This window comes from Tistlia sp. (assembly GCF_040905785.1).
Classification (GTDB): Bacteria; Pseudomonadota; Alphaproteobacteria; order Kiloniellales; family DSM-21159; genus Tistlia.
This window is the reverse complement of the sequence record NZ_JBBDQW010000058.1, coordinates 1-15,032: the sequence shown is the minus strand read 5'-3', so window position 1 is coordinate 15,032 and position 15,032 is coordinate 1. Positions and strand designations below refer to the sequence as shown.

The window sequence follows — 15,032 nt, the reverse complement described above, 5'->3', positions numbered from 1 at the left end:
CTTAGTATTCCACTTCGTTGCGCGAGGGAACCGTTCAGCTGCGCCAGAAGTGCGGCATGAACAGCACGAGCACGGTGAACAGCTCGAGCCGGCCGAGCAGCATGCCGGCGCAGAGCAGCCACTTGGCGGCGTCGGGCAGGCTCTCGTAGGTGCCGGCCGGGCCGACGATCGGCCCGAGGCCCGGGCCGACGTTCGCGATCGCGCTCGCCGCGGCCGAGATCGCGGTGACGAAGTCCAGCCCGACGAAACCGAGCGCCGCGGCCAGCGCGCAGAAGGCGCCGATGAACAGGAAGAAGAAGGAGGTCACCGACAGCGAGACTTCCTCGGACACCGGCTTGCCGTGGTAGTAGGCCATGAAGACGCCGTGCGGCTGCATCAGCCGCTTGAGCTGGGTGGCGGCGGTCGAAGCCAGGATCTGGAAGCGGAAGATCTTGATGCCGCAGCTCGTCGAGCCGGCGCAGCCGCCAATGAACATCAGGATGAAGAAGACGACCATCGCGAAGCCGCCCCACAGGTCGAAGGCGGTGGTCGCATAGCCGGTGCCGGTCATCACCGAGATCACGTTGAAGGTCGTGTAGCGCAGCGCGTCGAGCGGCTCGAGCTGGCCGCCGTCGACCAGCCACAGGCTGAGCACCGCGATCGCCGCGGCCAGCACGATCAGCATCCAGCGCACCTGGGAATCGCGCAGCGGGGCCAGCGGCCGGCCGCGCAGGGCCCGCAGGTAGAGCACGAAGGGAATCGAGCCGAGGACCATGACCAGCGAGACCGCGTAGTCGATGGCCGCCGAATCGAAATGGGCGATCGAGGCGTCGCGGGTCGAGTAGCCGCCCGTGGCGATCGAGGTCATGGCATGGGCGACGGCGTCGAGTCCGCTCATGCCGAGGCTCCAGAACAGCAGCGCCGCAGCCGCGGTCAGCGCCAGGTAGACGATCGAGATCTCGGCCGCGAGCTGTGCGGCGCGCGGCAGGACCTTGTCGGTCTCGAAGGCCTCGACCCGGAACAGCTGCATGCCGCCGACGCGCAGCACCGGCAGCACCGCGACCGCCATGACGATGAAGCCGATGCCGCCGAGCCACTGCAGGATGGCGCGCCAGAGCAGGATTCCGGGCGGCGCCGCGTCCAGGCCGACGATCACCGTGGCGCCGGTCGTGGTCACCCCCGACATGGCCTCGAACAGGGCATCGGTCGGGGTCATCTGCAGCCCGGCGAAGGCGAAGGGCAGCGCCCCGAAGAGCGCGATCACGAACCAGGCGAGGGTGACCAGCAGGAAGCCCTGGCGCACCGTGAAGGGCCCCCAGCCGCTGCGCATGGTCAGCACCAGGCAGATGCCGACGAAGAGGGTGACGGCGCCGGCGGCGGCGAAGACCTGCCAGTCCGCATGGCCGCTCGCGGCATCGACGATGGCCGGGATCGCCATGGCCACGGCGAGCACCGACAGCAGCACGCCGATGACGAAGAGAATCGGGCGGAAATCGACCATGCCGTTGGGACCGAGAGGAACGGAAACGTGCGGAGCGAAGCGCCGCGAAGCCCGGCGTGCGGCGGTCACCCTAGCAGGAAAACCGCGGGGAGTAGAGGCGACGCAGCGCCTGCCGCAGCCGGCGCGGCATCAGTTCACGGTCATCGGCTCGTGCGGGCTGTCCAGGCTGAAGGCCGGCACCGCGACGTCGAACTGCCGGCCGTCCTCGCCGATCAGCTGGTAGCTGCCGACCATCATGCCCGAGGCGGTCGGCAGGGGCGCGCCGCTGGCATACTCGAAGGCCTCGCCGGGGGCGATGTGCGGCTGCTCGCCGACGACCCCCGGTCCCCGCACCTCCTGGGTGCGGCCGAGCGCGTCGGTGATCCACCAATGGCGCGACAGGAGCTGGACGCGTGCGGCCGAGTGGTTGGCGATGCGCACGCTGTAGGCCCAGACGTAGTGGCCGTCGGCGGGTGAGGACTGCTCCTCCAGGAAGTGCGGCTCGACCTCGACGGTGATGCCGGCTGTCGTCTCGGCGTACCTCATGGCGCCCTCCTGCTCCTGCCGCCCCCGCCGGAGCGACTGCTTCATCCCAGCAAGGCTGCGTCCGCTCGCCGGTCTTGGCAAGGGAAAGGAAGCGGCTCAGACGCACGAAAAAGCCCCGCCCCGCTGGGCGCGGAAGGGGGCCGAAAAGCGGAGCGGCGCCGCCCCCGGATGGGGACGGCGCCGCCCGACTTCAGTCCGTCGTGTCGATCTACTGGAAGATGATCTCGACGCGGCGGTTGGCCTGCTCACGGACACCGTCGACCGTGGGCACCGCAGGATCGGACTCGCCGCGACCCGCGACGGAGACGTTCTGCGGCATGAAGCCACGGCTCACCAGGTAGTCACGGACCGACTCGGCGCGCCGGATCGACAGACGCAGGTTGTAGTCCGGCGGACCCGCACGGTCGGCGTGACCGGTCAGCGCGAACTCCGAGACGCCTTCGCTCTGGGCGGCGGCGACCGCGTCGTTCAGGACGGCCTGGGCGTCCGGACGGATGTTCGAGCGATCGAAGTCGAAGTAGACCGTAAAGCGATCCGGGCCCATCGGCGCCGGGGTCACCTTCAGTCGCTCGAGCGCAGCCAGGAACTCCTCGCGGCAGGCCGCGATGTGGTCCAGCTGGTGGTTCTCTTCCTGCTGCTCGACCCAGCAGTCGAAACGGCCCTGAGCGCGTGCCGCATCCTCGGGCACCCGGGTCCGGGCGTTGGCGTCGAGCAGGCTGATCAGCTCAGCCCGATAGCCGGCGATCTCGTCGACCTTGTCGACCGGGAGATCCCAGTTCGCGAGGTCCTCGGGGAGCACCGTCTCGCCGTTGGCCGCGGCCAGCGCCTTGCGGGCGAACAGGTCGGCGTCGGGCCAGTCGTACATCTCGTCGGCTTCGAATACGGTCAGGTCGCGATATTCCTCGACCAGAGCCGCATTGAAGGCGCTGCCGCCCCCGGCGTCGACTTCCTTGGCTGCATCGATGTTGTAACCGGTGACGCAGCCGGCGAGTAGTCCGAGCGCAGCGAACGCGCCCAGCAGCTTAATCCGTGACATTAACTCTGTCCTCCTTCGTCCTTGGCACCCATGGTTCTGGAAGGCTTCCCCCAAAGTCAACCGGAACGGCTGTTCTCGCCGAATGCGTGAAAGCGCGCCAGGTGGCAGCTTCTCACATTCCTGAGGCGGAAAATAGCCGCAACAACTGCCATTGTCAAAGAGACCGACACGACAAGAACCGGCAAAATCCTCGTTTAAACGCGCTATTAGCCAGATTGTTGCATCCCGGATGTCGAAAGTTGGACCAAAGGGCCGGCAGCGGCGGCCGCATCGGCCGGATCGTGCGTCACGAGCAGGGTCGGCAGGCGCCGCGCGCGGGCGTGATCGAAGACGAATCGGCGGACCCGATCGCGCAGCGCGACGTCGAGCCGGCCGAAGGGCTCGTCGAGCAGCAGGGCGCGCGGCGCCGCGAGCAGCGTACGGAACAGCGCGACCCGCGCACGCTGGCCGCCGGACAGGGTCGCCGGGTCGCGGTCCTCGAACCCGGCCAGCCCGGCCTCGGCCAGCGCCTCGGCGGCGCGCGCCAGGCGGCGGCGGCGGCCACGCAGCTCGGGCGGGATGCCGAAGGCCAGGTTCTCGCCCACGCTGAGGTGCGGGAACAGCAGGTCGTCCTGGAACAGCATGCCGAGGCCCCTCCGCTCGGGCGGAAGCGCCAGCAGGTCCTGGCCGCCCAGCCTGACCCGTCCGCGCGCCTCGAAGGCCGGGTCGAGGGTGCCGCAGAGGAAATCGAGGAGACTGGACTTGCCGGTGCCGCTCGGGCCCATCAGCGTGACGACGACGCCGGGCGGCACGCTCAGGTCGAGCCCGACGATCAGCGGCCGGCCGGCCAGCCGGATCTCGACCCCCTCGAGCAGCAGGGCCTCCTCGTCCCCGGTCGACGGCGCGCTCACGCCGCTATTCTCGCCGCTATTCTCACTGCCGCTGTCCTCATTGCGGCGCCCGCGCGCCGCGGCGGCGCCGGAACAGCCAGGCCGGCAGGGCGATCGCGGCGAGGAAGCCGAGCAGCGGCAGCAGGGCCTGCAGGAAGGCGTAGACCGCCAGCACCCGGCGGTCGCCGCCGGCGCTGAGCGCAACCGCCTCGGTAGTCAGGGTGGCGACCCGGCCAGCGCCGAGGAACAGCGTCGGCAGGTACTGACCGACCGAGACCGCGAAGCCGACGGCGGCGGCGAACAGCAGGGGACGCAGCAGCATCGGCAGGCGGATCCGCCACAGCAGGCGCTCGGGCCCGGCGCCCAGGCAGCGGGCGGCCCGGCCGTAGCGCGGGTCGAGCGAGCGGTAGGGCTCGGCCAGCGCCAGGAAGACGTACGGCAGGACGAACAGCAGGTGGCTCCAGACCAGGGCCAGCCAGCCGCCGGCGAGGTCGAGCCGCACCGCCAGCACCTGGACGCCGAACAGGAAGCCGATCTGCGGCGCCAGCAGCGGCAGGTAGAGCAGCCAGAGCGCGCCGCGGCCCGGGCGCCGGCCGCCGCGCTGCTCGCGCTCCAGGCAGCCGACGACCAGGACCAGGGCGATCACGGTCGCGCAGAGGCCGAGTGCCAGGGTCGTGCCGCCGGTCGCGCCCAGGCCCTCGAGCTGGCGCCGCCAGCTCTCGAGCGACCAGCTGGTCGGCAGGACGTCGGGATAGCGCCAGCGCCAGGCGAAGGACCAGAGCGCGATGCCGAGCAGGCTGGCGAGGCCCAGGCCGACGGCGCCGAGCGCCGCGGTGCGGCCCGCCGCATCGGCGAGGCGGGCGCCGCCGGGCCAGTCGCCGCCGCGCCCGCCGCCGGCCAGCCAGGGCCGGGCGGCCCGGGCGACCAGGCGCTCGCCGAGCGCCCACAGGGCGATCGCGGCGGCGACCAGGCCGAGCTGCAGGGTGGCACCGGCCGCCGCGACGAAGCGCAGCGAGAGGTCCGGGTCGTAGAACCAGCGCAGCACCAGCACGGCCAGGCTGGGCGGCGTGCTCGGGCCCAGGATGATCGCCATGTCGACGACCGACAGCGAAAAGGCGAGCACGGCGTAGAGCGGCAGGCGAATCAGCGGATAGAGCGCCGGCAGCACGGTCTTCAGCCAGGCGGTGGTGGGGCCGTAACCGAGCGAGCGAGCGGTGCGCAGGGGCTCGCGCGCCCCGACCTGGCCGAGCGCGCCGAGGGTCATCAGCAGCAGGAAGGGCAGCTCCTTGACGGTCAGCCCCAGGGTCAGGGCGAGACCCCAGGGATCGTTGACCGAGGCGACGTCGGGCGGCAGCGCCCAGCCGCTCGCCCAGGGCGAGACCAGCCGGACCAGCAGGCCGCTCGGGGCGATCAGGAAGGCCAGACCGATGGCGGCCGCCGCGTGCGGCACCGCGAGCAGCGGCGCCAGCACCAGACGCAGGCGCCGGAACAGCCGGCTGCGGTGGCAGCCGGCGCAGAAGGCGACGACGATGGCGAAGGCCGCCAGGGTGGCGCCAATGCCGGAGACCAGCGTCACCAGCACCGAGCGCTCCAGCCCCGGCTGGTCGAACAGCGCCCGCCAGGGCGCCAGGCCCGGCGCCTCGCCCGCGAGCCCGGGCTGCCAGCCGAAGGCGGGCAGCAGCGTGCCGAGCAGGCCGGCACCGATCGGCAGCAGGAACAGCGCCAGGGTCAGGGCGGGGACCGGCCGCGTCCAGTCGAAGGGGCTCGCGGCGCCGGCCAGGCGCGGCGCCGCGCTCAGGCGCCGTAGCGTCGCGCCCATTCGGCCTCGATCCGGGTCATCCAGCTCGGGTGCGGCTCGAGCAGCACCGGCCCGAGCCGGTCCGGCGGCAGGGTCGCCGGCCCCGCCGGGATCGCCTCGAAGAGGGCGCGCTGCGCGGGGTCCAGGCGGTCGAGCGCCAGCACCGTGTCGTCGCCCCAGTGGCGCGGGTCCTGCTTACGGGCCTGGGCCTCGGGGCTCATCAGGAAGTTCGCCGCCACCATCGCCGCGGCCTTGGCCTGGGCGTTGAAGGGGATCGCGACGAAGTGGGTGTTGCCGATCGTGCCCTCCTCGAGCAGGAAGACCCGCGCGCTCTCCGGCAGCCGGCCGTTGTCGATCAGCGACTGCGCCTCCGAGGGGTAGAAGGAGACGGCGATGTCGAGCTCGCCGTCGTCGAGCAGCTGGAGCTGCGCCGGCCCGCTTGCCGGGAACAGACGGCCGCCCCGCCAGAGCTGCGGGTGCAGGGTCTCGAGGTAGGCCCAGAGCGGCGCCGTCGCGGCCTCGAACTGCGCGTCGTCCTCGACCGGGCGCTGCAGCAGGTCGGCGTCCTCGGTCAGCTCGATCAGGGCCTGCTTCAGGAAGGTCGAGCCGAGGAAGTCGGGCGGCGCCGGGTAGGTGAAGCGCCCCGGATGCGCCGCCGCCCACTCGGCCAGGCCCCGGACCGAGGCCGGCGTCTCCTCGACCCGGGCCGAGTCGTAGACGAAGTTGAGCTTGGCCATGCCCCAGGGCGCTTCCAGACCGTCCGTCGGCACGGTGAAGTCGACGAGGGTGGTCGGCTTGTTGCGGGTGTCGACCAGGGCGAAGTTCGGCAGCGCTTCGACGAAGGGGCCGTAGAGCAGGCCGTTGTCCTTCATCGTCGCGAAGTTCTCGCCGTTGAGCCAGACCAGGTCGACCGAGCCGCCCTCGGTCTTGCCGGCCGCCGTCTCGGCGAGCACTCGGCCGACGGCCTCTGCGGTGTCGGTGAGCTTGACGTGGACCAGCTCGACGCCGTGCAGCTCCTCGAGCCGGGCGCCGACCCAGGCGATGTAGGCGTTGACCCGCTCGTCGCCGGCCCAGGCGTTCCAGTAGAGGGTCTGCCCAGGCGCCCGCTCGAGCGCCTGCTCCCAGGTCAGCGGCTGCGCCGCCGGCGCCGGCGAAACGCCGGCCAGTCCGGCCGCCAGGGCCGCGGCGCCGAGCAGGCGCAGTCCTCGGTTCATCGTCTCGTCCCCTTCCGCAGCCGCAATCGATCGGGCGGGAGTATGGCTGCCCCCCGGCGCGGCTGCCTAGCAAGCGCTCTTCACGATCGCGGCAGCAAGGGACAGGGGGCAAGGTTCTTCCGCCCTCTTGTCAGGGCGCCCGCTCTCTGCGACATAATCGAACGGCCGGAGCGGAAGCGGGTGTAGCTCAATGGTAGAGCAGAAGCTTCCCAAGCTTACGACGAGGGTTCGATTCCCTTCACCCGCTCCAGCCGGCCATTCCCAGCCCGTGATGCGCGATCGCCGTCAGGCCTCCGGCCGGCGCATGTGGAAGCGGTTCTCCTCGCCGACCCAGAAGTAGTCGGTCGGGCCGCCGCCGCGCGCGATCGGCTCGGCCAGGACGGTCTCGTAGACGCCGTCGCGGATCAGCCGCTTCTCGATGTGGACCGCCACCGCCTCGCCGAGCACCAGCCAGGAGGTCCCCTCCAGGCCGTCGTGGCCGTCGAGGCGCAGGATCTGCGTCACCTTGCACTCGAAGGAGACCGGGCTCTCGCCGACCCGGGGCGCGGCGATCTTCTGCGAGGGCGCGGGCGTCAGGCCGGCCAGGGCGAACTCGTCGACCTCCGGGCCGACCGCCGCGCTGGTCGCGTTCATCGCCTCGGCCAGGGGCCGGGTCGCAAGGCTCCAGGCGAACTCGCCGCTCGCCTCTACGTTGCGCAGGCTGTCCTTCACGCCGGTACTGGAGAAGCCGACGATCGGCGGCCGATAGCTCAGCAGGTTGAAGAAGCTGTAGGGCGCCAGGTTGAGCACGCCCCCGGCGCCCAGCGTCGAGATCCAGCCGATCGGACGCGGCACCACGATGGAGTTGAGCGGGTCGTGGCGAAGGCCGTGGCCCTCGCGCGGATCGTAGACGTGAAACTCGCGCATCGGCGCTCCTCTTCTCGCTGTTTTTCTAGAGCGCCGCGAGCATCGCCGTCAGGCAGGCCGCGCCGAGCCGCTTGCAGCGGCCCGGCGACCAGCCGAGCGCGGGCAGCGGGCTGTTGGCGCAGTCCTTGAAGGGTTGCTCCAGGGTCATCGACAGGCAGCCGAACGCCTCGGCCGCCCACTTCGAGCCGATGTCGAGATTGGCGGTCGGGCTCGGCGGATAGCCGTGCCGCGTCTGGAAGTCCGGGTCGGTCTGCTCCAGCACCGAGACGAACCGCTGGCGCCGCTCGACCATCTCCGGCGTCACGGAGGGCACGTTGTCGGCGTCGACGACGAAGACGTAAGGCAGCGCCTCGTCGCCGTGGACGTCGAGGAACAGCGACACCCCCGTCGCCTTCATCCGCTCGCGCACGAACCAGACCTCGGGGCTGGCCTCCGGCGTGGCGTTGCGCCAGGCACGGTTGAGGTCGGTGCCGGCGGCGTTGCTGCGGATGTGGCCGGCAGCGGCGCCGTCGGGGTTCATCAGCGGCACGAGGTGGAGCGTCGCCCGCTGCAGCAGCGCCCGGGAGACCGCGTCCTGGGGGTCGAGCAGCCGCTCGAGCAGGCCCTCGACGCACCAGGAGGCCATGGTCTCGCCCGGGTGCTGGCGGGCGATCACCCAGACCGGCTTCGGCCCCTGGCCGACGCTCAGCAGGTCGAGCGGCCGGCCCTCCAGGGTCCGGCCCAGCACTTCGTGGCGGACCAGCGGGCTCTCGGCGGTGTGCGCGACCAGGGCCTGGTTGCGGGCCGGGGAGTAGGGCGCGAAGTAGGCGAACCAGGCTTCGCCCCCGGCCGCCGCGAAGGACCAGGAAAGACGCCCGTCGGCATAGGAGGAGGGGACCCGCACCCAGGCGTCCGGCGAGCCGCCCGGGCCCTCGGTCGAGGCGACGACGTCGTAGCCCTCCCAGCCGCGGGGATAGCTGCTGGCGCCGGCGTTCTCGATCGCGAAGGACCAGTGCGCGCCCGGCCTGCCCGCGGCCTTGAAGCAGAACCACTGGAAGAAGTCGGCGCGGCCGTCCTTGCGGATGCGCAGGCGCGCGCTGTCGCGGTCTTCGCCGCCGGGGTCGATCGCGACGACCTCGATGTTGCCGCCCTCGAAGTCGGCGGAGATTTCCATCGAGCGGCTACGGCTTGCGGAAGGAATCGAGGCTGGTCGCCTGGAAGGCCGGCAGGGCGTTCAGGCGCTCGGTCAGGGCAGCGAGGCGCGGGTAGCGCCCGTCTGCGACGACGCCGGGCGCCATCACGCCGGCGAAGTCGTAGGCGACGGCGGCGGTCAGGTCGGCCTGGGTCATGCGGCCGTGGAACCACTCCTTGTCACCGAGCGCCTGCTCCAGCGCGGCGAAGCCGCCGGCCGACTGGCCTTCCAGGCGCTCGACCCAGGCCGGGTCGGTGCGCCCCTCGGCCTTGAGGTTGCGCTCGTAGTGCGACTGCACCGCCTTCTCGGTGGCGCCGAGGGCGAGGGCGACGCTGCGCAGTACCTGCCGGCGCTCGGCGCCCGCAGGCGGCACCAGGGCACGTTCCGGCCCGACCTGCTCGTCGGCCCAGTCGAGGATCGCGGCCGAATCGACCAGGATCTCGCCGTCGTCCAGCACCAGCGCCGGCACGCGGCCGAGCGGGTTGACCGCCTTGATCGCCTCGAAGTCGGCGCCGGTCGCGAGCAGGCGCCGCTCGAACTCGAAGCCGAGCGTCAGCAGGCTGACGGCGCTGCGCCGCACGAAGGGCGAAAGGTCGCGGCCGAGCAGCTGCATGTCGAGGTCTCCTGTCGGTTCCTGGGGGGTGCGGTTCAGCCGTAGGCGGCGGCGAAGAGCGCCTCGTAGTCGGCCTTGGTCGCTTGGCGCGGGTTGCTGGCGTTGGAATGGTCGGCGAGCGCGCCCTCGACCATCCGCGGCAGGACCTCGGCGGGCACGCCCATCTCCCTGAGGCTGGCCGGCAGACCGAGGTCGGCGTTCAGCCCCTCGACCGCCTCGGCCAGGTCGGCCGCCTCGGGCAGGCCGAGGACGCGGGCCAGGCGCGCGTACTTGTCGCCGACGTGGCCGGCGTTGAAGCGCAGCACGGCCGGCAGGATCACGGCGTTGAGCGTGCCGTGGTGCAGACGCGGGCTGTCCAGGCCGCCGAGCGGGTGCGACATGGCGTGAACCGCGCCCAGGCCCTTCTGGAAGGTCATGCCGCCCATCAGCGACGACAGCAGCATCTCGCGCCGCGCCTGGCGGTCCGAGCCGTCGGCGACGGCGCGGCGGATGTGGCTCCAGCCGCGTGCCAGGCCGTCGAGGGCGATGGCCTCGGCCGGCGGGTTGTCGCGCGGGCTGAGGAAGGTCTCGACGCAGTGGGTGATGGCGTCCATGCCGGTCGCCGCGGTCAGGCGCGCCGGCAGGCCGAGCGTCAGCTCGGGGTCGCAGAGCGCGACGCGCGGGATCATGTGCGGCGCCAGGAAGCCGAGCTTGCGGCCGTCCCTCAGCGTGATCAGGGCCGCGCGGCCGACCTCGCTGCCGGTGCCGGCGGTAGTCGGGATCGCGATCAGCGGCGCGACCCGCTCGGTGATCTTGGGCACGCCGCCGAGGATCGCCGCGTACTGCTCGAGCGGCCCGGGGTGGGTCGCGAGCAGCGCGACGCCCTTGGCGAGGTCGATCGAGCTGCCGCCGCCGAGCGCGATCAGGCCGTCGCAGCCGGCCGCGCGGTAGGCCGCCACCGCCGCCTCGACCGCCGCCTCCGTCGGGTTCTCCGGCGTGCCGTCGAAGAGCGCGAGCTCGGCGCCCCCCGGCAGCGCTGCGCGCAAGGTCTCGACCAGGCCGCTGGCGACGATGCCGCGGTCGGTGACCAGCAGCGGCCGGGACACGCCGAGCGCGGCCAGCTCCTCGGGCAGCGCCTTCAGCGCGCCGAAGTCGAAGAGGATGCGGGTCAGGTAGAGGATCGGGGTCATGGGGCCATCGGGGTCATGGGGCCATCGGGGTCATGGGGGTCCAGGCTCGCGCGTCCGTTCGGGGCGCGCAGCCTCTGCGCCCGCCGGCCCCGCGTCAAGCCGCCCTGCGCCCTCCGCGCCGGCGGGCGGCGTCGCGAGCGGCCGCGAGAAGCGCCGGTGCAGGGCCGAGACGGCGGCGGTCAGCACCAGCAGGGCCCCGGCCTGGTGCAGCGCACCGAGCCAGACCGGCACCGCTGCCAGCAGGGCTGCGATGCCGAGGCCGTACTGCAGCAGGCAGGCCGCCGCCAGCAACGCCAGGTCGCCGGCGAGCGGCGCCGCGCCGGGCGCCCGTGCCGCCCGGCGCCAGCCGTCCCAGGCCAGGGCGAGGGCGCCGGCGAGCAGCAGGGTCGCCAGCAGGCGGTGGTTGAACTGCACCGCCTCGATGGTCTCGAACCAGTTCAGCCACCAGGGCTCCAGCGGCGCGTAGCCGGCCGGCACCAGGCGCCCGTCCATGGTCGGGAACTCGTTGTAGGTCATGCCGGCGTCGGTGCCGGCGACGAAGCCGCCCGCGGCCAGAGTCAGCGCCAGCAGGGCGAAGAACAGCCACAGGCTGCGCCCCGGCGCGCCGGCCGGCGCCGGCCGCGGCCGGCGCAGCAGCGAGAGCGCCAGCCACAGCAGGTAGGCGTAGATGACGAGCGCCAGCCCGAGGTGCAGGACCAGGCGGTATTGGCTGACGTCGGTGCGATCGGAGAAGCCGCTGGCGACCATGAACCAGCCGACCGCGCCCTGCAGCGCGCCGAGGCCGAAGCCGATCCACAGTGGCGCGGCGAAGCCGGCCGGCACCTGGCGGCGCCACAGGAACCACAGGAAGGGCAGCAGGTAGACGACGCCGATCAGGCGGCCCCAGAGCCGGTGCAGCCACTCCCACCAGAAGATCGAGCGGAAGGCCTCGAGCGTCATGCCGCCGGGCAGGCTGCGGTACTCGCCGGTCTGCTGGTAGAGCGCGAAGAGCCGCCGCCATTCCGCCTCGCCGAGCGGCGGCAGCGCGCCGCTGACCGGCGCCCACTCCATGATCGACAGACCGGATTCGGTGAGCCGGGTGATCGCCCCGATCACGGCCATGGCGAAGATCATCCCGCAGCAGGCGAGCAGCCAGAGCGCGACGGCGCGCGGCGCCGGCCGGCGGGTGGAATCGGGGCGAGCGACCGCGGACATGGCGCCGATATATCGGCCGGCGCCCGGAGAGGCCAGCGACGCGATGCCGCTGGCATGGCGCACGGGAGGGCGACGGCAGGGCGCGCGCGGCTTTCGGAAAGGGCCTTGCGCGCTAGATGTGGATCGGGCGGCCGGCGACGGCCAGCGCGGCCTCCTTGACCGCCTCGTTGAGCGTCGGGTGGCCGTGGAAGGAGCGGGCCAGGTCCTCGGCGGAGCCGCCGAACTCCATGGTCACGACGACCTCGTGAATCAGGTTGCCGGCGTCGGGGCCCAGGATGTGCGCGCCGAGGATCCGGTCGGTCGTCTCGTCGGCCAGGATCTTGACGAAGCCGTCGGTCGCGTTCATGGCGCGGGCCCGGGCGTTGGCCATGAAGGGGAACTTGCCGACCTTGTAGGCGATCCCGGCCTGCTTCAGCTCCTCCTCGGTGCGGCCGACGCTGGCGACCTCCGGCCAGGTGTAGACGATGCCCGGCACGGTCTCGTAGTTGACATGGCCGCCCTCGCCGGCGAGGTGCTCGGCGACCGCGACGCCCTCCTCCTCGGCCTTGTGGGCCAGCATCGGGCCGGGGATCGCGTCGCCGATGGCGTAGATGCCCTCGACGTTGGTCGCCAGATGCTCGTCGACCGCGATCCGGCCGCGCTCGTCCAGGGCGACGCCGGCCTCCTCCAGGCCCAGGCCCTCGAGGTAGGGCTTGCGCCCGATCGCGACCAGGACGGCGTCGCACTCGAGGGTCTCCGGCCCACCCTTGCTGTCCTTGCCGGCCGGCTCGACCGTCAGCTTGACGCCGCTCTTGGTCGCCTTGGCCCCGGTCACCTTGGTCGAGAGCTTGAAGCTCATGCCCTGGCGGCCGAGGATGCGCTGGAACTGCTTGCCGATCTCGCCGTCCATGCCGGGCACCAGGCGGTCGAGGAACTCGACGACCGTGACCTTGGCGCCGAGGCGGAGCCAGACCGAGCCCATCTCCAGGCCGATGTAGCCGCCGCCGACCACGACCAGGTGCTTGGGCACCTTGTCGAAGCCGAGCGCGCCGGTCGAGGAGACGATGCGCTTCTCGTCGATCTCGACGCCGGGCAGGTCGAGGTGGGTCGAGCCGGTGGCGACGACGATGTTCTTGGTCTCGTAGCTCTTGCTTCCCTGCTCGCCCGCGACCTCGACCTTGCCGGGGGCGGCGATCCGGCCGCTGCCCTTCAGCCAGTCGATCTTGTGCTTCTTGAACAGGAACTCGATGCCCTTGACGTTGGCCTCGACGACCTTGTCCTTGTGGCCGAGCATCGTCTTCAGGTCGAGCTCGACCTTGCCGACCTTGACGCCGAAGCCGGCCAGGGCGTGCTGCGCCTCCTCGAACTTCTCGCTGGCCTGGAGCAGCGCCTTGGAGGGGATGCAGCCGACGTTGAGGCAGGTCCCGCCCAGGGTCGCGCGCTTCTCTACGCAGGCGACCTTGAGGCCGAGCTGCGCGGCGCGGATCGCGCAGACGTAGCCGCCCGGCCCGGCGCCGATCACGATGAGGTCGTAAGCCTGCTCGGCCATGTTCGCTAAGCTCCTGTTCCGCTGTGCTAGAGGTCGAGCAGCAGGCGCTCGGGATCCTCGACGGCTTCCTTGACCTTGACCAGGAAGGTGACGGCCTCGCGGCCGTCGACGATGCGGTGGTCGTAGGACAGGGCCAGGTACATCATCGGCCGGATCTCGACCGCGCCCTCGATCGCGACCGGCCGCTCCTGGATCTTGTGCAGGCCCAGGATGCCCGACTGCGGCGCGTTGAGGATCGGCGTCGAGAGCAGGGAGCCGAAGACGCCGCCGTTGGTGATCGTGAAGCTGCCGCCCTGCATCTCGTCGAGCGACAGCTTGCCGTCGCGCGCCCGGCCCGCCAGGTCGCCCAGCGCCTTCTCGATCTCGGCGAAGGACTTGCCGTCGCAGTCGCGGATCACCGGCACCATCAGGCCCTGGGGCGCCGAGACCGCCATGCCGATGTCGTAGAACTCGTTGAACACCATGTCGGTGCCGTCGATCCGGGCGTTGACCGAGGGCACCTCCTTCAGCGCCTTGACGCAGGCCTTGGCGAAGAAGGCGGTGAAGCCGAGCTTGACCCCGTGCTTCTTCTCGAAGCCCTCCTTGTAGCGGTTCCTGAGCGCCATCACGGCCGACATGTCGGCCTCGTTGAAGGTCGTCAGCATCGCCGCCGAGTTCTGCGCCTCCTTCAGGCGCCGGGCGATGGTCTGGCGCAGCTTCGACATGCGCTCGCGCCGCTCGCGCGGGCCCGAGGGGGTCTCGGCGCGCGCTTCTCCGGCGGGCTGCGCCGCCGGCGCCGGAGCGGCGCGGCCGCTCACCGCCGGCTTGGGCTTCAGCTCCGCGCGGCCCGCGACGACGGCCTCGACGTCCTCCTTGGTCAGGCGGCCCTGGGGCCCGGTCGCCGGGATCCGGTAGGGGTCGAGCCCGTGCTGCTCGACCAGGCGCGCGACCGCCGGCGAGAGCGTCATGGCCGAGCTCGGCACGCCTTGGGCCAGGAAGCCGGCGAGGTCGCTCGCCGTGACCTTGCCGTCGGTGCGGCGGGCGGCGCTGGGGTCGAGCCCCGGCGCGGCGGCCAGCGCGGCCTCGTCGCCCTGGGCCTGGCCCCGGGGATCGAGCGGCCCGGTCACCGAGCCGGCCCCGGTGTCGCCTTCCTGGACCGCGTCGCTCGGACCCTTCGCGGCGGGCTTGCTCCCGGCCGCCGGGCCGGGCGCGGGAGCGGGCGCAGGCGCCGCGGCACCGTCGCCCTCGGTGACCCGCGCCAGCACCGTGCCGACCTCGACGCTGGCGCCCTCTTCGACCAGCGTCTCGGACAGGGTGCCGGCGACCGGTGCGTTGACCTCCAGGCTGACCTTGTCGGTCTCCAGCTCGGCGATCGCCTCGTCGGCGGCGACGCTGTCGCCGGCCTGCTTCAGCCACTTGGCGACGACCGCCTCGCTGACCGACTCGCCGAGCGTCGGCACCGCGACGTCGTGGCTCTTGCCGCCGCCGGAGGGGGCAGGGGCAGGGGCAGGGGCAGGGGCAGGGGCAGGGGCAGGGGCAGGGGCAGGGGC

General features: G+C 72.2%; 13 protein-coding genes and 1 tRNA gene. 1 reads left to right on the top strand and 13 read right to left on the bottom strand.

Going from position 1 to position 15,032, the window contains the following annotated elements:
- Positions 1–34: 34 nt before the first annotated feature.
- The 6 genes from WD341_RS13470 to WD341_RS13445 all read right to left on the bottom strand — a co-directional run bounded on the left by WD341_RS13470 (position 35) and on the right by WD341_RS13445 (position 6,922).
- Complete coding sequence (locus tag WD341_RS13470) at positions 35–1,480, bottom strand: TrkH family potassium uptake protein (RefSeq protein WP_368425982.1); 1,446 nt, start codon at positions 1,478–1,480, stop codon at positions 35–37.
- A 129-nt stretch (positions 1,481–1,609) separates the two neighbouring features.
- Positions 1,610–2,005 (bottom strand): Co2+/Mg2+ efflux protein ApaG, encoded by a 396-nt coding sequence (gene apaG / locus WD341_RS13465; RefSeq protein WP_368425981.1) that lies wholly within the window; start codon positions 2,003–2,005, stop codon positions 1,610–1,612.
- Between the two features lie 208 nt (positions 2,006–2,213).
- Positions 2,214–3,041, bottom strand: a complete 828-nt coding sequence (locus WD341_RS13460) for an OmpA family protein (RefSeq protein ID WP_368425980.1) — start codon at positions 3,039–3,041, stop codon at positions 2,214–2,216.
- Between the two features lie 206 nt (positions 3,042–3,247).
- Positions 3,248–3,931, bottom strand: coding sequence for an ATP-binding cassette domain-containing protein (locus tag WD341_RS13455; protein ID WP_368425979.1), 684 nt, complete (start codon positions 3,929–3,931; stop codon positions 3,248–3,250).
- Between the two features lie 37 nt (positions 3,932–3,968).
- Complete coding sequence (locus tag WD341_RS13450; RefSeq protein WP_368425978.1) at positions 3,969–5,729, bottom strand: ABC transporter permease; 1,761 nt, start codon at positions 5,727–5,729, stop codon at positions 3,969–3,971.
- On the bottom strand, positions 5,705–6,922 hold the full coding sequence (locus tag WD341_RS13445) for an ABC transporter substrate-binding protein (RefSeq protein ID WP_368425977.1): 1,218 nt from the start codon (positions 6,920–6,922) through the stop codon (positions 5,705–5,707). The genes WD341_RS13450 and WD341_RS13445 overlap by 25 nt, the downstream gene beginning before the upstream one ends.
- 176 nt (positions 6,923–7,098) lie before the next feature.
- On the opposite strand from WD341_RS13445, the gene WD341_RS13440 reads away from it, so the two are divergent.
- Positions 7,099–7,172 (top strand) — tRNA-Gly (locus WD341_RS13440).
- Between the two features lie 35 nt (positions 7,173–7,207).
- Here WD341_RS13440 and WD341_RS13435 read toward each other — a convergent pair.
- From WD341_RS13435 to odhB, 7 genes are all read right to left on the bottom strand, one after another.
- Positions 7,208–7,828 (bottom strand): flavin reductase family protein, encoded by a 621-nt coding sequence (locus WD341_RS13435; RefSeq protein WP_368425976.1) that lies wholly within the window; start codon positions 7,826–7,828, stop codon positions 7,208–7,210.
- A 25-nt stretch (positions 7,829–7,853) separates the two neighbouring features.
- Positions 7,854–8,981: a M14-type cytosolic carboxypeptidase gene (locus WD341_RS13430; protein ID WP_368425975.1), complete on the bottom strand. Its 1,128-nt coding sequence runs from the start codon at positions 8,979–8,981 to the stop codon at positions 7,854–7,856.
- A 7-nt stretch (positions 8,982–8,988) separates the two neighbouring features.
- Positions 8,989–9,612 (bottom strand): glutathione S-transferase family protein, encoded by a 624-nt coding sequence (locus WD341_RS13425; protein ID WP_368425974.1) that lies wholly within the window; start codon positions 9,610–9,612, stop codon positions 8,989–8,991.
- Positions 9,613–9,647: 35 nt separating this feature from the next.
- On the bottom strand, positions 9,648–10,781 hold the full coding sequence (locus WD341_RS13420; RefSeq protein ID WP_368425973.1) for an iron-containing alcohol dehydrogenase: 1,134 nt from the start codon (positions 10,779–10,781) through the stop codon (positions 9,648–9,650).
- Between the two features lie 30 nt (positions 10,782–10,811).
- Positions 10,812–11,975 carry a COX15/CtaA family protein gene (locus tag WD341_RS13415; protein ID WP_368425972.1) on the bottom strand — a complete coding sequence of 388 codons (1,164 nt, stop codon included), beginning with the start codon at positions 11,973–11,975 and terminating at the stop codon, positions 10,812–10,814.
- Positions 11,976–12,087: 112 nt separating this feature from the next.
- The gene (gene lpdA / locus WD341_RS13410; RefSeq protein WP_368425971.1) at positions 12,088–13,503 is read right to left on the bottom strand and encodes a dihydrolipoyl dehydrogenase; all 1,416 of its coding nucleotides are present in this window, start codon (positions 13,501–13,503) and stop codon (positions 12,088–12,090) included.
- Positions 13,504–13,529: 26 nt separating this feature from the next.
- A complete protein-coding gene (gene odhB, locus WD341_RS13405; RefSeq protein ID WP_368425970.1) occupies positions 13,530–14,942 on the bottom strand; it encodes a 2-oxoglutarate dehydrogenase complex dihydrolipoyllysine-residue succinyltransferase in 1,413 nt (470 codons plus the stop codon).
- Between the last annotated feature and the right edge of the window lie 90 nt (positions 14,943–15,032).